The organism is Enterococcus sp. C53 (assembly GCF_040887425.1).
Classification (GTDB): domain Bacteria; phylum Bacillota; class Bacilli; order Lactobacillales; family Enterococcaceae; genus Enterococcus_B; species Enterococcus_B hirae.
On the sequence record NZ_JBFOFT010000001.1, the window covers coordinates 257,739 to 278,783 of the forward strand.

Genomic DNA, 21,045 nt, shown 5'->3' on the forward strand with positions numbered 1-21,045 from the left:
TGATTGATGCGTATTTTTGTTCTGTCATTCAGCGCATGAAACACTTTTTAGTCGGTGTGTCGTTCTTTCTTTAGTTATATAATTAGCCATTAATCTTTGAAATCGCCTATCATTATCAACCAACGAAAACGCTTTTAGAAATAAAATTAATTTATTTTTATAAAAATGTTGAAATTTTATTTCACAAGAGGTATACTCTGTTCATAGAAATGAATACGGATACATCGCGTGAGGGGGAGACAGATGTTTGGTTTTTCGATTTTTATGAATGAAGCTTTAACGATAGAAAAAAAAGCTTATATCCAAAAGATGGCAAAGAATGGGTTTGATGGGATATTTACTTCTATGCATATTCCTGAAGATGATGCTAGTTTATATAAAAAACGGTTAACAGAACTAGGCGAATGTGCCAAAGAAAATCAATTGGATCTAATGGTAGATATTTCTGGAGATGCTTTAAAACATGCTGGATTTTCGATGGCAGATTTAGAGCCATTAAAAAAGATTGGCGTTACTGGGTTACGAATGGATTATCATCTTTCAAATGAACAAATTGCGAATTGGAGCCATCAAATCAAAATCAGTTTAAACGCCAGCACGATCACTCAACAAGATGTCACAGAATTACAAGTCGCTAATGCAGATTTTTCTCAACTTGAAGCATGGCATAATTACTATCCGCGTCCCGAAACTGGATTAGATCGGAAATGGTATCAAGAAAAAAATCATTGGCTAAAAGAACAAGGCTTTACAATCCAAGGTTTTGTGGCAGGGGACGAAGCCTTACGTGGTCCGTTATATCAAGGTTTACCTACTTTAGAAAGTCATCGACATGTCCATCCTTTAGCTGCTGCTCTGGATTTGATGTCATGCGATACAGATTTGATTTATATCGGTGATGGCAGACTTTCAGAAGAAGTTCAAGAACAATTTGCCATGTATCAAAGAGAACAAACAATTTTACTGCATGCTGAAGTAATTGATGCCCAGTTTTACGAGTATATTTTAGGAAACCATATGAATCGGCAAGATGAGGCAAGAGATGTTATCCGCAGTGCGGATGCACGGTTTAGAAACATCCCTCAAATTCCTCCTCGTGATACGAAAGAACGAGCAAAAGGAACGATTACTTTAGATAATGAACGATATCTTCGTTACATGGGGGAAATTCAAATTACTAAAAAGGATTTACCAGCAGATGAAAAAGTGAATCGAGTCGCTCAAATAAGCGAAGCCGAGTTACCGCTACTTGAGCAAATCCGTGCAGGGGTAAATTTTAAAATAATTAGAAGAGAAGGAAAAACAAATGAAGCAAATTAATTTAGAAAATCTAACAACAGAGCGACGAAATCAACAAACATTTGGACTTGATGAAATGAGTGTTACCCAAGCAGTTCAGCTAATGAACCAAGAAGATCATAAAGTAGCCGAAGCCGTTTCAAAAGAATTGGCTAGCATCGAACCAGTGATCCAACAGACGATTAAATCTTTCCAACAAGGTGGTCGATTGATCTACATGGGTGCCGGTACAAGTGGTCGTTTAGGTGTGCTAGATGCTGCAGAGTGTGTACCAACATTTGGTGTAGAACCTGAGATGGTCATTGGCTTGATTGCTGGTGGTGAAGCAGCCATGACAGTTGCGGTTGAAGGAGCAGAAGACTCTTTAGAGTTAGGGAAAGAAGATTTAGTAAACTTAGGATTAACTGAAAATGATATGGTCATCGGGATTGCCGCAAGTGGTCGTACACCATATGTGATTGGCGGTTTAGATTATGCTCGTACAATCGGTGCGACTACTGCTACAATTTCTTGTAATAAAAATGCTGAAATCAGTCAACATGCCGATTATCCGATCGAAGTTGATGCAGGACCTGAGTTTCTAACCGGTTCAACTCGCCTAAAATCTGGTACAGCACAAAAATTGATTTTGAATATGATCTCAACAATTAGTATGATCGGGATTGGCAAAGTGTTCAATAACTTGATGGTCGATGTGAAACCGACCAACGAAAAATTGATTGAGCGTTCAAAACGAATCATTATGCAAGCAACAGAGGTTGACTATCAAACCGCTGAGAAGTATTTTAATGAAGCAGATAAAAATGTGAAATTAGCGATCGTGATGATTTTAACCAATAGTGATAAAGCGACAGCAGAAGAAAAATTAGTTGAAGCAAACGGCTTTGTAAAAGGAACCTTATGAGGGGGAAGAACCAATGGCTAAAAATGAATTGACTTTAGAAGAACTAGCAACGCGGATCTATGCTGGTGTAGGCGGAATGGGCAATGTCGAAAGCATTGTCCACTGCATGACCCGTGTTCGAATGAAGATCATTAATGATGAGCTTGTCGATGTTGCAAAATTGAAAGCGATACCTGGTGTATTAGGCGTTGTTGAGGACGAACAACTGCAAGTGATCATCGGTCCTGGTAAAGTGAACAAAGTAGCACAAACGATGGTAGATCAAGCAGGTGTAAAATTAGGAGAACAGATTTCTTCAGGAAATAGAGCTTCTGATAAGTCGTCAGCCTCAGGAAAAGATTTGGTAAATGAGAGAGCGCAAGCGATGAAAGCTGCTCAAAAAAATAAACAAAAACCTTCAAAAATCAAATCAATCTTGAAAGATATTTCGAACATTTTCGTCCCTATGATTCCAGCATTTGTCGGTACTGGGATCGTGGCAGGGATTGCTGCGGTACTAGCAAACTTAGTGACAGCGGGTACATTAGATGCAGCAACTTGGCAACAATACATTGATATCATGAACATTCTAAAAAATGGTATGTTCAGTTTCTTAGTGATTTATACAGGGATCAATGCAGCTCAAGTTTTTGGTGCAACACCAACTCTTGGTGGTGTTATCGGTGCGGTAGTCTTATTAACAGGCATGAATCCAGAAGCGCCACTTAAAAACTTATTCACTGGAGAAGCGTTAGCTGCAGGTCAAGGTGGGATTTTAGGTGTTATTTTTGCTGTCTGGTTATTAGCAATCGTTGAAAAAAAATTGCATAAAGTTGTACCAGATTCCATTGATATTATTGTTACCCCTACATTATCATTGATTGTTATTGGCTTAGTCGAAATTTTCTTCATCATGCCACTCGCTGGTTTCATCTCAGATGGAATGGTTGGCGGAATCAACTGGGTATTAGGTGTAGGTGGTGCCTTTTCAGGATTTGTCTTGGGGACACTATTCTTACCGATGGTTATGTTCGGATTGCATCAAATCTTAACACCGATCCATGTCCAAATGATTGATGAAACAGGAAAAACACTATTATTACCTATTTTGGCGATGGCTGGTGCCGGACAAGTCGGAGCAGCATTAGCATTGTGGGTTCGTTGTAAAAAAGATAAAGAATTGACTGAAATGATCAAAGGTGCGTTACCCGTAGGAATCTTAGGAATCGGTGAACCATTGATCTACGGTGTGACACTGCCGTTAGGACGTCCATTCATTACCGCTTGTATCGGTGGTGGTATTGGTGGTGCTGTTGTTGGGATGATTGGAAATGTAGGTGCTATTGCGATCGGGCCTTCTGGTGCTGCTTTGATCCCATTGATTTCAGATGGAAAATGGTTAGGGTATGTCTTAGGGCTACTCGCTGCTTACGCAGGTGGTTTCCTAGCAACATTCTTCTTTGGTATTCCTAAAGAGCAATTGGAGAAAGAAGAATTAGCTGAAGAAACAACAACTGAAATGACACCAATGACGGAAAATACAGGAGCAGTCAGCACAAGTGAAATTTCATTAGCTGCTGTAGCTGATGGAGTAGTTGAATCACTTGAAAAGGCAAGTGATCCCGTATTTGCTCAAAAAATGATGGGAGAAGGTTACTTTGTTGAGCCAATCAATGGGCAGATTTATTCACCAGTAAGTGGAACGATCAGCTCAGTGTTCCCCACTAAACATGCGATTGGTATCACAACCGCTAATGGATTAGAAGTGTTACTTCACATGGGGATCAATACAGTTGACCTTGGTGGTACACCATTTGAGGTGAAGGTAACAGAAGGTCAGTTGGTGACACCTGATACACTTGTTGCTCAAGTCGATTTAGCAGCAATCAAAGCTGCCGGTAAAGAAACTTCGATGATGGTTTTAATTACCAATATGGAGAAAGTAAAAAATTTCGTTTTAGAAAAAACAGGTGAGACAAAAGCCAAAGCGAAGGTCATGACTGTTGAAGCTACAAAAAATTGAACGAAGTAAAAGCAGATAAAGAATAGAGAAAATTCGAGCCTGGGACCAAGTGCGGTCTCAGGCTCTTTTCTATGATTAATAAGAGGGAAAAATAATTGTAGTACCTTAGACCAAATAACTCTTAATCTAATTGATCATTCTAAAATATACAATAAGCAAGATCGCCAAATACAAGTCAATTATTATAGGCACTTGTTCAAAGCAAAATGTTAAAAAAGTTGAGAAAGAGTGTGATTCATTCAAGACAAAAAATCTATGGTAAACAGTGTAAAGGCTCATTTGGCGTTCCATCGTTTTCACTTGCGTGGGAAACAAGGAGAAACGATTGATATTGGCTCGGTACTCATGGCACTTAATTTGAGAAAATTAGGGAAACACATGAAGGAAAAAGTGTCTAAAATAAGAAAAATAAGCCTGATTTTGACATTACGTATCAAAACCAGGCTTATTATATCTTTGGTAGATGATTGTCCCAACATCGCCTATCTATTTAGCAACAAGTAATAAATGATTTTTCAAACTATCTAGTTCGTTTTCTTTCTCTTTTCCAATCATGAATTCCTCTTTGTCTATAGTTACCTTATTTACTTTTGAAATCTGAATCTCTTGTACAACATTATTGTTTTTATAAAACTTTATTTGATAGTTGAATCTTTTTTGCTTTGATGTCAGTTTCATATCATAACGTTGAGCATGTTGATCCGATTTATTAAACAGAACATTAAGGTTTCCTATTAATGTTTTTAAAAAATTGGGGTCTGTAGCTTTCCAACTTTTTTCTTTTCCTTCGTCATCTTTAACAAAAATCACTGCTTTATCGACTTCTTCTAAAGAAACCACAGGATCATTCTTTTGCTTGCAAGCACCTAAAAATAATAAATAAAACATTGAAAATAACACAACAAGAAATTTCTTTTTTTTAATGTTTTTTCACCACCTTGTTTATAATCTAGTGTCAAAAAAATATAAAATAACATATAAAAAAATCTGGATATTTCTATTTTTATTATACCTTTTCCTTTTTGTTCTGTTAAGTTAACGTTTGCAATATGCTTGGTTATATTAAGATTATTTGAACTGAATAGCTTTAAAAAGAGTATGGGGAATTTTATTTCTTCCATTTTGACTAGTGATTCTCTTTCGAACTGTCTATGTTTAAGTTTTTGATAACAAATTTTTCTGACAAAAGTAATCTAAACGAAGGGGAGATCCATTGAAATAGAATTAGAATCTGATACGATAACTTTTTATAACGGAAGTCTATGAATGGGGCATCATGTGGATGACGAGTGTTTTATCTTAGCCAGAGCTTCCTAACAAGTTCACACAATAAATCACAGTGTTGGAGGTGACACAGTTTACTTCTATTGTAATGTAAAATAGTCGCAAGTGATGGATGAAGGATATTCGATAAGCGGATTACTGAATGAGTATAAAGCCTAAAAAAGAAAAACAGAGAGGAAACTTACCAACTAAGTTTCCTCTCTGTTCTCTGTTTTGATCGAATTTTTTAGAAATTATTGGTTAGCTGTTTCGACTAATTTTTGATATACTCGCTCAACATCTGCTGGGGTTCCCCGTAATTCATATTCGGCGAGGAAAGGGAAGCCAAATTGGCTGGCGTATTGTTTAGCGGTTAAGCAATATTGATTATTAAAATTTTTGTTTCCACTCCCTACGACACCCAGACAAAGCGTATGATTGTCTTCGTATTCCAGATATTCACGCATGGTTTCTGTTAAAATTTCTGTATCACCGTTATCTAACCCATTTCCTCCATCTAAGTAAGTGGGTACAAAAGTGAAGAAAGGTTCACTCTCTTGTTGAAAGTCACTATTTTCATGAATTTCTTTTAGCGTGATTTCTGGTAATTGAGGATTTAACTCATGTTGGTTCGCAGCATATTCAGCAAGTTTTTTAGCGAAAGCTCGTGTGTTTCCAGAGATCGATATATATAGAATGTTCATTACATTTCCTCCAATTCTTGTCTCCAGTATAGCATTTTTTTATCAATTTTTGGAAAAGGTTTTCCCTAAATGAATATGCAAGATTCTTGTATAATTAGAAAAAAATAGTTACAATTATATTTCTATTAGAATTTTTATGAATAAAGTAAAACAGGTGAAGATTTGTTATACTTTTGGTAAAAGCGGTTTATTTTGGAGGATGCTTAAAATGGATACAGAGCAACAGAACAAAGGAATAGGGTTGTTTCCACTAGCGGCCTTAGTGATTGGGTCAGCGATAGGAGGTGGCGTATTTGGTATTATGACGGACATCTCCGGATCGGCTGGTGCCCCAGCTATTTTTAGTTGGGTGCTAGTTGGAACAGCTATGTTGATGCTCTCGTTATCAATCAATAATATCAATAAAAAACGTCCAGAGCTGGAAGGTGGTATTTTCAGCTATGCAGAAGCTGGTTTCGGACGTTTTGCTGGATTTATCAGTGGTTGGGGTTATTGGCTTACTTGTTGGTTGGGGAACGTAGCCTTTGCTACGTTGCTAATGAGTGCTTTAGGTTACTTTTTCCCAGTATTCGACGGAGGTCAGAATATCGCTTCGATCGTTATGAGCACTTTGTTTTTATGGGGATATGCTTGGCTAGTCAATCGTGGGGTCGAAAATGCAAGTTATGTGAACGCTATTGTAACGATCTGTAAACTTGTCCCACTATTTTTATTTATTGTTGTAGCAATCAGTACCTTTTCACTGCAACAATTTATCGATAATTTTTCTAGTGATATCATATTGAGTGCGAATGGCCAGCCCGTGCCATTTTCTAGTCAGATATTGAGCTGTATCATGGTGATGTTATGGGTGTTTGTTGGGATCGAAGGAGCTTCTGTGGTTGGTTCTCGTGCAAAGAAAAAATCAGATGTAGGGAAAGCAACGATCCTTGGTATTTTTGGTTTAATCATCATTTATGTTTTAGTTTCGATGTTACCTTATGGGACAATGTCAATGAAAGAATTGCAAGGAATCCAAACACAGCCAGCGATGGGTTATGTGTTTGAAATGATGGTAGGAAAATGGGGAGCAATCTTGATCAACGGTGGTTTGATCATTTCGCTTGTAGGTGTCTGGTTATCTTGGACGATTTTACCGATTGAAACCATGAGGAATATGGCAGATGCTAACTTATTACCGAAACGCTGGGGTCAAGTCAATAAAAAAGGTGCGCCAACATATGCTATTGTCTTAACGACGATTTGTACTAATGTTTTCTTACTTTCTTTATTGTTCACGGATAGTGCGTATAATTTTGCTTACACACTTGGGACAGCAGCGATATTCTTTACTTGGTTATTCTTAGGTCTTTATCAGATGAAACTATCTTATCAAAGAAAAGAATGGGGGCAATTCTTTATCGGCTTTTTAGCCAGTGCATTTCAAGTCTGGGCAATGCTCGTGGTTGCTTTCAATGAAGTGATGTTAGTGTTAGTACTCTTCTTACCTGGGATCTTCTTTTATTTAAGAGCCCGGAAAGAACAAAATGAGCCAATCCCTCATCTTCACTTAGATAAATTTTTATTAGTCGGTGTCACAATGATCGGACTAACAGCAATGATTCTATTTGCTACAGGCGTTTTACATGTTTAAATACACAAATATGTTAAATTAAGTCATTAAAAAAGCCAAATAAACGGTAATTCATGATTCTAATAAAAGAATCGTTAGCAAAACCGGTTATCTGGCTTTTTTTGATGTGTTCATGCACCTACTATTGTTTTGGTCTGATCAACCATTCCTGATAATGTAGGATCAATGTCCACTCGTTATTTTGATTCCGACCAGACTAATCAATAATAAGCCAACGAAAAACCAAGTGGCTAATGTCAGTTTATCATGAAACAAGACGACACCAATGATCACTGAACCAACGGCACCGATTCCGGTCCAAATAGGATATGATAAACTCATTGGTAACTGTTTGATCGCCTTTGATAAGAGATAAAAGCTGGCGATCATGCCAATGACCGTGTAGAAAGAATAATTCAATTTAGAAAAACCATCACTCCATTTCATCATCGTAGACCAAAAAACTTCCAAGATTCCCGCTAAGATTAATTCAAACCATGCCATATTAATCACTCCATTTACACAAAAAAGAGGAGTAGCATTCCTCCAAAGACCTAATGGAATGCTTATCCTCTTAATACTACCCGGCGATAGTTGTGTCATTATTTTGTTAATTGAAAGGATAACACAGAATAAAAAATAAGGGTAGTGATAAGCTAAAACGTGAACCAATTTGAATCGGCCATTCGATTTAGAAGTCGTTTTTTGGAGGAAAACACCTATGCTAAAGTGTTATTTTAGATAATTAAGCACGTTTTTGTTTGTTTTTTGTTCATTTGTTAGTTAACAAAAATAAGATCTCAAAAAATTTGAACTGTAAACGAGTTGTTTCAATCGTAAGTGATTTTTCTAATTTTTTTATTGAATTGACTGAATTTTTAAAAAATATAATGAGATAATTGGATTTTATCTATATTTTCATGGCTTTTTGATTTATAATAAAAAAATATCTTGTAATTTTAAGGAGAAAGTCAAATGGAGAACTATCTTAGTCTTTTAGGTGTCTTGATCGTCATTATCGGTTTTGCACTAAAATTAGATTCAATTTTGATCGTAATGGTCGCACTGATTGTCACCGCATTGACAGGCGGTTTAGGAATTGAAGGAATGTTAGAAACTTTAGGAACAAGTTTTGTCAATAATCGAGGAATGGCTATTTTTATCATTATTATGTTGGCAACAGGTACACTGGAACGTAATGGTTTGAAAGAATCAGCAGCTTCGCTTATTAAGCGCTTTAAGAAAGTATCAGCTGGAATGATCATTGATATCTATGGGGTCTTCCGTATGATCTTTGCAGCGTTCAATGTCAGCTTTGGTGGAGTTGCCGGTTTTGTTCGCCCAATCATCATGCCAATGGCTTTAGGAACAGTCGAATCAAAAGGCCTGGAAATTGATCCACAACATGAGGAAGAATTAAAAGGCATGTCTTCTGCGATGGAAAATATTTGTTGGTTCTTTGGTCAAGTATTATTCGTTGGTGGAGCAGGTGCGTTGTTAGTTCAATCGACTTTAAAAGGTCTGGGTTATGAAGTGACACTAGGACAACTTGCTTTGGTTGAAGTACCAGTTGCTGTCGTTGCACTGATTGTTGCAAGTATTTATTTCTACTTAAGAGAGAAAAAATTAGCGAAAAAATATTATTCAGGAAAGGGGCAATAATATGAGCTTTTTTACAGATCCTGAAATTTTATTAGGGGATAAATTATTAGAAATATTATATATCATCATGGGGTTAGTTCTTATTTATACAGGAATCAGAAATATTAACGATAAAACGAATCCTCATCGATACGGTTCTGCTTTTTTCTGGACAGTATTAGGAATCGTAATTGCTGGTGGAAGATGGTTACCTGCGATCGTCAACGGTCTTTTGATTTTTGCCATGACAGTTCCAGCGATTGCAAAGAAAGTCAGCAAAGGAGAAAGTCGCTTACCTTCTAAACAATACATGGAAAAAATGTCTGATAAATTAGGAATGAAAATCTTTATTCCGGCATTGAGTATTGGGATCTTTGCAATCTTGTTCGCACTCTTTACTAAGCTTGGCGCATTAGTTGGTGTTGGTGTTGGTGTTTTTGCCGCAATGGTGATCATGATGTTCTTCTCACGAGACAATCGACCAACTACTTTCTTAGATGATGCTGCAGATATGCTAGGAACAGTAGGACCTTTAAGTATGTTACCAATGCTCTTGGCATCATTAGGAGCGGTTTTTACAAGTGCAGGAGTAGGGACAGTTATTTCTAATGCAGTCGGGCAAATCGTTCCCGAAGGTAATGTGAATGTCGGTATTATAATCTATGCATTGGGTATGGTTATCTTCACGGTGATTATGGGGAACGCCTTTGCAGCGATTACGGTAATGACTGTAGGGATCGGTGCACCGTTTGTATTCAGTCACGGCGCAAATCCAGCACTAGTGGGAATGGTTGCTCTGACCTGTGGGTTCTGTGGAACCTTGTTAACACCGATGGCTGCAAACTTCAATGTCGTGCCTGTGGCAATGTTAGAGATGAAAGACAAATACGGCGTAATCAAGAACCAATTATTCGTAGCGATCTTCATGTTAGTGTTCCAAATCGTTTATATGATTTTATTTAAATAAGAAAAAACTCTATAATAATAGTTAGTTTATATTGAGAATAATGGAGGAATGTAAAATGAAAGTACTAGTAACTGGTTTTGATCCATTTGGTGGAGATAAAGTGAATCCTGCTTATGAAGCAGTGAAAAAAATGCCTGATGAAATTGCTGGAGCACAAATTATCAAAGTGGAAGTCCCAACGGTTTTTGCTAAAAGCAGCCAAGTTGTGGAAAAAGCAATCGAAGAACATCAGCCGGAAATCGTCATCTGTGTTGGACAAGCTGGTGGACGTTCAGCTGTTTCATTCGAACGAGTAGCAATCAATTTAGCAGAAGCTAGAATTGCTGACAACGAAGGAAACCAACCTTTTGATACAGCGTTAGAACCAGATGGACCAGCTGCTTATTTCACTTCTTTACCGATTAAAGCAATGACAAAAAATGTCCATGAACATGGATTGCCTGCTTACATTTCGTATACAGCGGGTACCTTTGTTTGCAACGACATCATGTATCGTTTGCTTCACTTGATTGAGACAAAATTCCCGACGATTCGTGGCGGATTTATCCATGTGCCATTTTCACCTGATCAAGTGATTGATCGTCCAGTAGGCACACCATCAATGTCATTAGATGATATTGCCGCTTCTTTGACTTATGCAGTAGAAGCAGCCGTAACAAATGATCATGACATTGCTGGCAATGCAGGAACAACTCACTAATTTTTACAAATAATGTAGTGAAAAACAAATCATTGTGTCGACTGGTCGAATTAGACCAGTCGATTCTTTTTTTGAAAGGAAACATAAGTAATGAACGACTGGCAAAAGGTATTTAAAGAATGGTATCCCAAAGAAATCAATCAAGTCTATCCAATTAAGATATCAAAACAGTATACAAGTAATCAGCGTTGGGAAATCTATGAAAAGTTGACGACGAAACAACGTCAATTAGTTGATCAACATCGACGCTACTTGATCAATTCCCAATTTATAGAAGAAAATTATTTAGCAGCGACTGATTGGGTCTTTTCCGATTTTAAAATCAATCCTTTTTTTCGTACCAAACGGCGACAACAAAAATTATATTGCGAATGCGGTCGTGAATTAAAAGTGCAATATATCGTTCATTCACCAAAGACCGGTAAGAGCCTTTCTTTAGGGATCAATCACTTTGCTGAACATTTACACGTAAGCCCGCAAATCGCAACATCTATCAATCAAGGAATGACTAAAGTCGATTTAGCACTAGACGAATTATTGTGGCTGAAACAGCAAAACGTGGCGTTTCCAGAAGATTTATGGCAAGAATATTGTTTTATGCTCTACCAAAATCGAAAATTAAAAAATCCCTATTTGCCTGATCAAAAACTAGTTGCCAGGGTTGTGGATTTTCGTGAAGCAGATATGCCAATTTATCTTGCTGATTATCAAGCGCTGAAACAAGAGATCTCACGTATTGCAACGCAATTAGAGGGAACCCCTAAAAAAATTCGTGGGAAGAAAGAACTATTTGAAGATTTTTCAGAAGAATTAGTGAAAGATGTCGAGACTTTTTTAACGAATTACCGAACTTTTTTGCAAAAAGACTGGGCGTTGATCGCTGTTGATGGGGGTGAAAAACTATCATTGACCTTCTTTGAAACATTCATCCAGCAATTAAGAGCAACTGGACGCCAACAAACTCCAGAACAACAGAGTAAAATGACCGAATATGCACGCAAGCAGCGATTTATCCAATCCGAGGTGTATCTTTTCATCTGGCAGCAATATTGTCGTTATGGTTTCACAGAAGGCTTCTTTGATAGTATTCCTAGAGTCATGAGAAATGGTTTCTTGAAGGTCTTACGAAAAGAAAAAGAAATGAAGCAAACAGTGATAGCCAACGAAAATGTGTCACAGAAAAAGGTAGTCACCGAGGAAGTATGGGATAAAATTGCTGTTGAGTTGAAAACGAAAAAAGTGATGACCATTTTAACAGAACTAAATGAAAATGACTATTCCTTATCGAAAGAACAACAACATGCGTTACAATATTTCCAACGATTAGAAAAAGTTTTGCAAACAGAAAGTTCAAAAACTAAGCAATTATTAAAAAGACTATTGTGAAAGTCGATAGGGTAAAAATAAGCTAGCTACCACCAATCAATTGTTGGCGGCAGCTAGCTTATTTAGATAAGTACCAAGAAAAAGGGAACATCGAAACATGCTTTACCAGAAGACTGTCGATTATATTCAGATCAAAATGATCATGGCACGGTCTTAAATCAGCACACTCTTTTCATGCTCTTGCTCATATTCTTTTTCCATTTTTAGCATTCGTTCACGTTCTTTTTGGTTATACCAAGGAGAAACTGTGAAAGCCAAGACATCATTCAATAGGTAAACGGAACTATTGACAAACATAGCTAAACTAGCTGAACCATGTCTAAATGAGATGTACCACAGAACCATCTGTGCTAATCCTGAAGCCAACCACCAATAATATTGGTTATTGTAACGCAAGAAACTGATCACACCAGCTGTCAAACTGATTGAAAAGGCAATAGCATCGATCCAAGGACGTGGATCGTCTGTTAAGCGCCCAATCAAGAAACCTGAAATAGCATAAACCAGGATCGTAGCAAAAATTGCGACTAACCATGTTTTTCCATTGAACTTACGGATTTTTGCTGCCATGTTATGATTCCATTCTTTACTTAATAAAACAGGGATATCTAAGGTGATCATATAGGCGATTTGTTCGCCGATACTCAAGTAATTTTTAGCAGAAAAACCAACGATGATGAAACAAATAGCTGATAAAATTCCTAAAATACCATTAACAGATTTCGCTGCATTGATTGATAAGATACACAAGACACCAAGTGTAGTACCGATAAAAGTGATCACCGCTAACCAAGTAATAGGGCTATTCACAAGGGTCATAATCTGACACCCAAGACTAAAAAAGAAAAGATAGTAATTTTGTTGAGGCCAACCTTTGAGTTGGTGTGCTAAAAAGCGAAAATAATTTATCATTGATAAAAGCTCCTTTAAACACTAAATATAGTATGCGTTAGATTTGTTGACACAACCTATTGTATTACTTTCAAAAAATATTTCTAGTCTTTCAATTTAAAATAATATGTGTTATGATACTTTTTGCTTTGTTTTCTGGAAACATGAAAACTTTACATTGAATTGATGAAAGAATGGGAAGTCAACCGACGTAGGTGAACTTTCCATTTTTTTCTTTATAAAAAACTTTTGACCAAAGAAAATGTTAAAATATGAAAAAGAATAAAAGAGTAAAGGAGTAAAAAAATGAATTTATCTGCTATCCATCATGTCGCAATTATTGTATCTGACTATCAAAAATCACGGGAATTTTACGTTGATAAGTTAGGCTTTGAAGTAATCCGTGAAAATTATCGTGCGGAAAGAGAAGATTATAAATTAGATTTAAAGCTTGGAACAGCTGAATTAGAAATATTCGGGGTAGCTAATGCGCCTAAACGTCCAAGTTATCCAGAAGCATGTGGATTAAGACATCTGGCTTTTAAAGTGGAACAGATTGAATCTGTCATTGAAGAGCTTCGTTTAAAAGGGATCGAAACTGAGCCAATTCGAATCGATACATTTACTGGGAAAAAAATGACTTTTTTCTTTGATCCAGATGGCTTGCCGTTAGAATTACATGAATAAGTAACAAAATTGTCACTTTTTCTTTCTGTCATTCGATTTTTTTTAATAAAAAATCTTGATATGCTAGTAAAAAAAGGAAAAGGGAGACACTGATGAAGATGAAAAAAATTTTATTTGGGTCAGCTATTCTCATACTTATTGGGCTAACGGCTTCGTTAGGATTATTGACTGCTACGTTTCGTTATGATGATATTAGTGAACAAGAATATCAAATCTCACTGAAAAAAGCAGTGGGAATCTTTAAAAAAGAAACAAATAAAACAAAAGTTCAAATGGTTCAGTTTGTACCAAAAGAGGATGTCCAACAACAAACAAACAATACCTTTCAATATCTTTTCGTAGATTCTGAACAAATGCTTGTTGTCAATCCTACAACCGGAAAGCCAGCTGTTCGTTCGAGTAAATTAGCCGAAAACCAACCATTCTTTGACATCAAAAAGATCTACTCAAGCAAATCTCCTCAAAAGGCAATGAAAGAAGCTGTTAAACAAAGTGGAAAGCGCAATGCTAAAGTAAGAAGTTGGGTTTTGCTAATGAAAAGCGACAAATTATACTATGAGATCAAATTAGCAGAGGATAATGAAGAATCTGTTTTGTTGATTCGTGCCTAAAAATCAATAGCTATCATTTTTCTTTTTTACAATATAAGAGTAAGCTAAATGTGTAAAAAAGAAAGGAAGTCATTGCTATGGAAAAGATGAAATGCCCAAATTGCGGGAAAAAGTTTACTTATGAAGAAGTCAACAATGTAGTTGAACATGTTGATAAAGAAATGCCGATCGTTTGTCCTTATTGCCGGACAGAAGCTGCTCGCATCGTTTCACATGGTTATTTTGTTACCCAAAAAATCGAGGATTATTTAAAATAACTCTTTTGATCTTTATTTTTCAGTGATAGAATGAAAAAAAGGAGAGAATGAAATGATTCGTTTTGCAAAAAAAGAGGATGCTCAAGAGATTGCTCCGCTTATTTTAGTTATTTTAAATGATATGGAATTACCTTTTTTACAAAAGTATGGGAAAGAAAAAACAATTGAAATCTTAGAAGAAGCCATTATGGATCCCGATTATCGTTACAGTTATACAAGAGGAATTGTTGAAGAAATTGATGGCAAGATAGCTGGTGTAGCATTTGGCTACACAGATGAAGAAGAGCCATTTATCGATAAACCCTTAGAAGTAATTTTAGAAAAACATGGAATTACAGATAAGGAACAATTATTTGTAGATCAAGAAACATTTCCTAAAGAATGGTATTTGGATTCCATTTCCGTTTCGGAAGCTTTTAGAGGACAAGGAATAGGTTCACACTTACTTGAAGCTTTACCTAAATTAGCTAAAAAAACTGGGCGAAATGTTATTGGTTTAAGTGTAGATGAACAGAATCCTAACGCCAAAAGATTATATGAACGTCACGGATTTAAAGTAGTAGGTAAAAGGAAAATCAGTGATCATCTTTATGATCACATGCAAAAGGAAATTTAATGGTTTCTTAATTAAATCAAACTTATTATTTTTTAATAAAGACATTTAAATTGTTGTAACTATTATTTGATAAAATGTTGAGTGAAAACAAGGTTTTTCACTCTTTTTTTGTTTTGTTTTCATAAATGTCAGTTGTATATATTAAATGATAGTTGTTATAATCTCTTTTTTATGAAAATATTTTTCATTTATTTTCAATTATTCTGTAATGACGGGTCTTTTTTTAAGTATTAAAATATGCTCTATCGCTCGTCACTGGGCTTGGAGACAGGAAAGGACCGTTGAAATGTTAAGAAGTAAAATTGGGAATATATTTGGTGTTATGCTATTATTTTTAAATCTCTTTGTTGCTCTACCTGCAATAGCGGAAACTTATACGCCTCAAGATTCTGGTAGCATCTATGATGATTTAACTGGTGATTATGGAATATTAGGGATTGCTTCTCAATTCCATATATTCGCAAAAGAAAAAACGACGATAAACGCGCATACAAATGGTAATGTTGCAACAAAAGAGCTAGATGCAAACAATAATTTTGGGACAGATATCATCACGGGTGACCTCCAACTAGAAATCAACTATGTTCAAGCAACTGATTCTTTGATTGGCTCATCCTTTACTTCGGGAAATAGTAACCGAGTAAATAAATTTGTTGTAGGTTCTTCAATTAGTACAGGGATCGAAAATGATCGGGCAGTGGTGAATGGCTCAAGGATCGACCATTTATCTGCTTCAGAACTTTATCAAGATCGACCTGGGAATACTTATATTGATTTTGACACGGAATTTGCAAAATTAGAAGGAGCTTCGGAAAGTTTGATGTCGATTACTCCTGCTAAAACCTATCTTTCAAGTGATTTTCCTGATATGAATAATCGAACGATTGATGTAACAGGAATGGGAAGTTCAGATGTTGTAATCATCAATGTGGATGCTTCAGTGTTATCAATGAATACACCACTGAATATTGTAAATTCTGAAAATAAAATTTTGGTTATGAATGTCATCAATGCACCAACTGATTTCACGATCCAGTCACAAATTCATTACAATAATCGAGCAAATCATGAAACGGAAGATTTTTCTGACGCAAATATTTCATGGAATTTCCCAAGTAATGTAACGAACTTGGCGATAAATGTACCTTTTCAAGGTACCATTATTGCGCCACGAGCAGATGTCACAGCCAATCAAAATATGGATGGAACGATTATCGGAAAAAATGTTACGCTAAATGCAGCAACCAATCGTTGGGACCCTAACGAAATTTTCCTTGCTGATAATCCAGATAATTCTGGATCAAGCGATAGCAGTACGGATACGACAAGCAGTGACAGCAGTACGGACACCACAAGCAGTGACAGTAGCACTAACCCAACAAGTGGTGACAGTGATACCGATACGACAAGCAGTGACAGCAGTACGGACACGACAAGCAGTGACAGCAGTACGGATACGACAAGCAGTGACAGCAGTACGGATACGACAAGCAGTGACAGCAGTACGGACACGACAAGCAGTGACGGTAGTACTAACCCAACAAGTGGTGACAGCAGTAGCAACCCAACAAATGGTAATAGTGATACTGACACGCCAACTCCATTTCATATTGATCCAAGTATGAGCGGAGAGGATACCAATCAGGTGTATCCTAATAATAATGATAAAACTAATCAATCAAATGGAATGAATAGCACCATCCCACAACAAGGGAAGGGTACTGATTTAGATAGAAATGAGTTTAACAGTTCCACAAATGAAACAACTAACGTAACCGATGAATCGCGGTCAATGGATTTTCAAGATCAAGATTCGCAAGTTTTGCCAAAAACAAATAGTGCTTCCAATAAATGGTTAGCAATTGTTGGTGGAATGATTATTGTGTTAGTTGTTATTGTGGGATTTATGAGAAGAAAGAAGCATAAATAAGAAGCATAAATAAGAAGAATAAATAAAGGCTCATCAAGTGTTTGACTGAGCCAACTAAAAATAAGCCTTCCTACATGAAGCGTATCTGCTAAGTTCGTTTGCTCTGACTAGCGGGTCTTGTTTCCTAGAGGATGGCTTATTTTTTCTTGAAGTTATTCTGATTATAAGAAGGAGCAAGTTAATTTGTGTCTAATCGGTAAGAAAGAGGTGTATCTTTGTCATGGTTTTTACGATATAACCAGTAGTCTAATACAGCTGCGATACAGATACAGATAGGCGCATTTTCTTCCATTGGAATATCAAGTACATAATAATCTCCAGAAAAAAGCGTTGCTTTATCCATTTTCATGATTCGTTGATTAAAATGATGGATTTGATATTGATGGTTATAGATATCTCCTTGAACTGTCCAATGAAGACGACGTACATAGTAAAAATCCCCGGGCCAGTTAAAGATTTTTTGCATCGTTCCTACTTTTTTAAAATCCTTATAAAGTTCAAAACGGGTTCCGAAAGTTAGACTCGTTTGTTTAATATGTGCCACAAGATTTCCGTTCATTGCATAAAGAGACAAAGCATCTCCTTTTGTTCCCCAACGACCAACCATTAAGAAGATGGATTTACCAGATTCATTTTTAACAACAGTCCTCGTGACACGACTGAGATGCTTTTCTTGAATGAAAAATTCTGACATCTTTCTCCCTCTTTTCTCGAAAATTATAGATTTTCGGAAATTGCCCGTAAGATTGCCTTGCCGACCCCAGACTCCAGGTTAGTATCAGTGACAAATTTTGCGTAATCTTTGACTTCGATTTCAGCATTTCCCATCGCAAAACTAACACCAGCCACTTGTAACATACTAACGTCATTAAAATTATCCCCAATCGCCATGACATCGTCTAATTCGATTCCTCGGTCATGTGCGACATGAGCCACAGCAATTCCTTTTTGGGCATTTTTGTGATTGACCTCGATATTGTTTTGACCAGACGAAGTAACAGCTAAGTCACCCAGTTCACTGATTTCTTTTCCAACTGGACCCAATACTCGCGGACCTTCCGTATGGAAACAAATCACTTTTAATACCTCTAATGTTTCGTCTTGGAGCAAGTCACGAATACTATCAACATAATTGATATGCAAAAGTTCAAGGTTGACTGAAGCCATCGCAATCGCCATTTTATATGTTAAATGGGGGAGATGACTACAGATCATTGAGGCAAAGCTTTCAATTCTTTTGGCTTGGCTTTCAGAATAAAGCCCTCGATTGGTCGATACTTCATAATAAATCTCATTTTGATCAAGGATATCTAAGACAGTTGCAGTTTTTAGAGTCGGTATTGGAACAGTGAACAAGGAGATTCCTGTTTTGTCGAAAACTTGCGCACCATTTAGCGTAATCATGGCACAATCAATGCCAACTTCATCTAAAGCCGCACGTGCTTCTTGATAATTGCGACCAGTCGCAACCATAAATTCAATCCCTGCATCATTGGCAAAGCGGATCGCTTCGGCATTTTCGGGTGATATACTCATATGGGCATCTAATAAAGTACCGTCCATATCTGATGCGATTAATTTGATCATAACTCTCATCGTTCCTTTCTTTCTCTTCTTCTTAGTTTACCATATCCAGATGACACTGCGCGCGAAGATTGCCCCTTGTTAAGAAAGAATTTGTGAGTTATCCTGATTGTTGGAGGTGGAACGATTGAAAGAAATCATTCATAACAGTTGGCAAACGATTTTAACAGATGAGTTTGAAAAAGAATACTACCAAAAGTTAAGAAACTTTTTAAAGAAAGAATATACGACTCAGAAAATTCATCCAGATATGTATCATATTTATGAAGCGTTGGAATTGACTCCTTACGAAAAAGTAAAGGTTGTGATTTTAGGTCAAGACCCTTACCATGGTGTCAATCAAGCACATGGCTTATCTTTTTCTGTGCAACCAGGGGTTAAAATTCCACCATCATTAAACAATATCTATAAAGAATTGCAAAGTGATTTAGGTATTTCGCCGGTCAAACATGGCAATTTAGTTTCTTGGGCTAAGCAAGGCGTTTTACTATTAAATACGGTACTAACGGTCCGAGAAGGTCAAGCTTACTCACATCGTGGCAAAGGTTGGGAAATATTGACGGATAAAATCATTGAAAAATTAAACGAACGAGAAAAACCAATCGTTTTTATTTTATGGGGGAAACCGGCTCAAGAAAAAATGAAAATGATTGATAAAAGTCGGCATATCATTTTAACATCTGCTCATCCTAGTCCATTATCAGCTCATCGAGGATTCCTAGGCTCTAAACCTTTTTCTAAGACCAATGATGCACTGATGGCATTAGGGGAAACACCGATCGATTGGCAATTACCTGAAACAGTGTAATAAGACAGCGTTTTCCTGTTATATGTCAGATTGTATGTTATGTGAAAGACTTCATTACTAATGGTTTTTTGACTGATACAGATAAAATAAACTGTTCTTTTTTTTAGGAATAGTGTATGATGGATACATAGAAAATATCTGGAGGTCATCTTGTGGAATTGTTTGATAGTTTGAGATTCAAAATTGTACGTCGCAGCATTAAAATCGTTTTTCCTGAAGCAACTGATGCAAGAATTTTAGGTGCAGCAGCTCGTTTGAAAGCGGAAGAATTAGTGGAACCTATTTTGATTGGTAGCGAAGAAGAAATCACAGCTGCTGCTCATGCTCGTGGAATTAAAACTTCAAGTTTTACGATCATTGATCCAAATCGTTATGATAAATGGGATGAAATGGTTGAAGCTTTTGTGGAACGTCGTAATGGAAAGGCATCCAAGGAACAAGCAGAAAGCATCTTAAAAGATGTCAATTACTTTGGTACGATGTTGACATATATGGGAATTGCTGACGGGATGGTTTCTGGTGCGATTCACTCAACTGGAGATACTGTTCGTCCAGCGTTACAAATCATCAAAACAAAACCAGGCGTCAGCCGAACAAGTGGTGCGATGATCATGGTACGTGGACGTGACCAAGAAAAATATGTCTTTTCAGATTGTGCTATCAATGTCAATCCCAATGCCCAAGAATTAGCAGAAATCGCTGTAGAATCGGCAAAGACTGCTGAATTATTCGATATTGATCCTAAAGTAGCATTAATGAGTTTTTCAACTAAAGGATCTGCGAAAGCACCAGAAGTGGATAAAGTGGTCGAAGCAACTAAAATTGCTAAAAAATTAGCGCCTCAATATGTAATTGATGGCGAATTACAATTTGATGCTTCTTATGTTCCTTCAGTGGCTCAACTAAAAGCACCTGATTCTGATGTAGCTGGACAAGCAACTGTCTTTGTTTTCCCAGAATTGCAATCTGGAAACATTGGTTACAAAATTGCTCAACGTTTTGGTAACTTTGAAGCGATCGGACCGATCTTACAAGGATTGAATAAACCAGTTTCTGATTTATCTCGTGGAGCAAACGAAGAAGATGTGTATAAATTAGCGATCATTACTGCAGCCCAAACATTATTAGATTAAGATCTAAGACTCAATGAATAAGAGTTCGTGAAAGAAGCGATCGGCTCCGA

General features: G+C 36.7%; 21 protein-coding genes and 1 pseudogene. 16 read left to right on the forward strand and 6 right to left on the reverse strand.

Features of this window, described 5'->3' with window-relative positions:
* The first annotated feature begins 243 nt into the window (after positions 1-243).
* The 4 genes and pseudogenes from AB3I42_RS01200 to AB3I42_RS01215 form a co-directional block, all read left to right on the forward strand.
* Positions 244-1,320 carry a DUF871 domain-containing protein gene (locus AB3I42_RS01200; protein WP_131773233.1) on the forward strand — a complete coding sequence of 359 codons (1,077 nt, stop codon included), beginning with the start codon at positions 244-246 and terminating at the stop codon, positions 1,318-1,320.
* Positions 1,307-2,203 carry an N-acetylmuramic acid 6-phosphate etherase gene (gene murQ, locus AB3I42_RS01205; protein ID WP_010738315.1) on the forward strand — a complete coding sequence of 299 codons (897 nt, stop codon included), beginning with the start codon at positions 1,307-1,309 and terminating at the stop codon, positions 2,201-2,203. Before AB3I42_RS01200 ends, murQ begins: the two co-directional genes overlap by 14 nt.
* Before the next feature lie 13 nt (positions 2,204-2,216).
* Positions 2,217-4,205, forward strand: coding sequence for a glucose PTS transporter subunit IIA (locus tag AB3I42_RS01210; RefSeq protein ID WP_368022202.1), 1,989 nt, complete (start codon positions 2,217-2,219; stop codon positions 4,203-4,205).
* Positions 4,206-4,472: 267 nt separating this feature from the next.
* A pseudogene (locus AB3I42_RS01215) lies at positions 4,473-4,709 on the forward strand (IS5/IS1182 family transposase); the annotation flags it as partial.
* Here the strand turns inward: AB3I42_RS01215 and AB3I42_RS01220 are convergent.
* Positions 4,692-5,093 (reverse strand): hypothetical protein, encoded by a 402-nt coding sequence (locus AB3I42_RS01220; RefSeq protein ID WP_010738313.1) that lies wholly within the window; start codon positions 5,091-5,093, stop codon positions 4,692-4,694. The pseudogene AB3I42_RS01215 and the gene AB3I42_RS01220 sit on opposite strands and share 18 nt — an antisense overlap.
* 629 nt (positions 5,094-5,722) lie before the next feature.
* Entirely contained in the window at positions 5,723-6,172 is a 450-nt protein-coding gene (gene nrdI / locus AB3I42_RS01225; protein WP_368022203.1) for a class Ib ribonucleoside-diphosphate reductase assembly flavoprotein NrdI, read from the reverse strand.
* 208 nt (positions 6,173-6,380) lie between these two features.
* On the opposite strand from nrdI, the gene AB3I42_RS01230 reads away from it, so the two are divergent.
* On the forward strand, positions 6,381-7,805 hold the full coding sequence (locus tag AB3I42_RS01230; protein WP_010738312.1) for a basic amino acid/polyamine antiporter: 1,425 nt from the start codon (positions 6,381-6,383) through the stop codon (positions 7,803-7,805).
* Positions 7,806-7,967: 162 nt separating this feature from the next.
* Here AB3I42_RS01230 and AB3I42_RS01235 read toward each other — a convergent pair whose 3' ends face one another.
* Complete coding sequence (locus AB3I42_RS01235; RefSeq protein ID WP_010719882.1) at positions 7,968-8,288, reverse strand: multidrug efflux SMR transporter; 321 nt, start codon at positions 8,286-8,288, stop codon at positions 7,968-7,970.
* Positions 8,289-8,759: 471 nt separating this feature from the next.
* On the opposite strand from AB3I42_RS01235, the gene AB3I42_RS01240 reads away from it, so the two are divergent.
* The 4 genes from AB3I42_RS01240 (at position 8,760) to AB3I42_RS01255 (ending at position 12,478) form a co-directional block, all read left to right on the forward strand.
* A complete protein-coding gene (locus tag AB3I42_RS01240) occupies positions 8,760-9,446 on the forward strand; it encodes a DUF969 domain-containing protein (RefSeq protein ID WP_010719881.1) in 687 nt (228 codons plus the stop codon).
* A 1-nt stretch (position 9,447) separates the two neighbouring features.
* Positions 9,448-10,392 carry a DUF979 domain-containing protein gene (locus AB3I42_RS01245; protein WP_010719880.1) on the forward strand — a complete coding sequence of 315 codons (945 nt, stop codon included), beginning with the start codon at positions 9,448-9,450 and terminating at the stop codon, positions 10,390-10,392.
* Between the two features lie 55 nt (positions 10,393-10,447).
* A complete protein-coding gene (gene pcp, locus AB3I42_RS01250; RefSeq protein ID WP_010738311.1) occupies positions 10,448-11,092 on the forward strand; it encodes a pyroglutamyl-peptidase I in 645 nt (214 codons plus the stop codon).
* Positions 11,093-11,182: 90 nt separating this feature from the next.
* Positions 11,183-12,478: a hypothetical protein gene (locus tag AB3I42_RS01255; protein ID WP_368022204.1), complete on the forward strand. Its 1,296-nt coding sequence runs from the start codon at positions 11,183-11,185 to the stop codon at positions 12,476-12,478.
* 153 nt (positions 12,479-12,631) lie between these two features.
* Here the strand turns inward: AB3I42_RS01255 and pnuC are convergent, their stop codons facing one another.
* On the reverse strand, positions 12,632-13,390 hold the full coding sequence (gene pnuC / locus AB3I42_RS01260) for a nicotinamide riboside transporter PnuC (RefSeq protein WP_131773230.1): 759 nt from the start codon (positions 13,388-13,390) through the stop codon (positions 12,632-12,634).
* A gap of 285 nt (positions 13,391-13,675) precedes the next feature.
* Here pnuC and AB3I42_RS01265 point away from each other — a divergent pair, with 285 nt between their 5' ends.
* The 5 genes from AB3I42_RS01265 to AB3I42_RS01285 all read left to right on the forward strand — a co-directional run bounded on the left by AB3I42_RS01265 (position 13,676) and on the right by AB3I42_RS01285 (position 17,470).
* Positions 13,676-14,056: a VOC family protein gene (locus AB3I42_RS01265; RefSeq protein ID WP_010719876.1), complete on the forward strand. Its 381-nt coding sequence runs from the start codon at positions 13,676-13,678 to the stop codon at positions 14,054-14,056.
* A gap of 92 nt (positions 14,057-14,148) precedes the next feature.
* Positions 14,149-14,667, forward strand: coding sequence for a hypothetical protein (locus tag AB3I42_RS01270; protein ID WP_010738308.1), 519 nt, complete (start codon positions 14,149-14,151; stop codon positions 14,665-14,667).
* A 77-nt stretch (positions 14,668-14,744) separates the two neighbouring features.
* Complete coding sequence (locus AB3I42_RS01275) at positions 14,745-14,924, forward strand: hypothetical protein (protein WP_010738307.1); 180 nt, start codon at positions 14,745-14,747, stop codon at positions 14,922-14,924.
* Positions 14,925-14,976: 52 nt separating this feature from the next.
* Complete coding sequence (locus AB3I42_RS01280) at positions 14,977-15,540, forward strand: GNAT family N-acetyltransferase (RefSeq protein WP_010719873.1); 564 nt, start codon at positions 14,977-14,979, stop codon at positions 15,538-15,540.
* Positions 15,541-15,826: 286 nt separating this feature from the next.
* The gene (locus AB3I42_RS01285; protein ID WP_368022205.1) at positions 15,827-17,470 is read left to right on the forward strand and encodes a choice-of-anchor A family protein; all 1,644 of its coding nucleotides are present in this window, start codon (positions 15,827-15,829) and stop codon (positions 17,468-17,470) included.
* Between the two features lie 178 nt (positions 17,471-17,648).
* Here the strand turns inward: AB3I42_RS01285 and AB3I42_RS01290 are convergent, their stop codons facing one another.
* Positions 17,649-18,164, reverse strand: coding sequence for an LURP-one-related/scramblase family protein (locus tag AB3I42_RS01290; protein WP_010719869.1), 516 nt, complete (start codon positions 18,162-18,164; stop codon positions 17,649-17,651).
* A 23-nt stretch (positions 18,165-18,187) separates the two neighbouring features.
* Complete coding sequence (locus AB3I42_RS01295) at positions 18,188-19,057, reverse strand: Cof-type HAD-IIB family hydrolase (RefSeq protein ID WP_306690240.1); 870 nt, start codon at positions 19,055-19,057, stop codon at positions 18,188-18,190.
* A gap of 124 nt (positions 19,058-19,181) precedes the next feature.
* On the opposite strand from AB3I42_RS01295, the gene AB3I42_RS01300 reads away from it, so the two are divergent.
* Together AB3I42_RS01300 and pta are read left to right on the forward strand one after the other, a co-directional pair.
* Positions 19,182-19,862: a uracil-DNA glycosylase gene (locus AB3I42_RS01300; protein ID WP_010719867.1), complete on the forward strand. Its 681-nt coding sequence runs from the start codon at positions 19,182-19,184 to the stop codon at positions 19,860-19,862.
* A 152-nt stretch (positions 19,863-20,014) separates the two neighbouring features.
* Positions 20,015-20,995, forward strand: coding sequence for a phosphate acetyltransferase (gene pta / locus AB3I42_RS01305; RefSeq protein ID WP_010719866.1), 981 nt, complete (start codon positions 20,015-20,017; stop codon positions 20,993-20,995).
* Positions 20,996-21,045 lie beyond the last annotated feature (50 nt).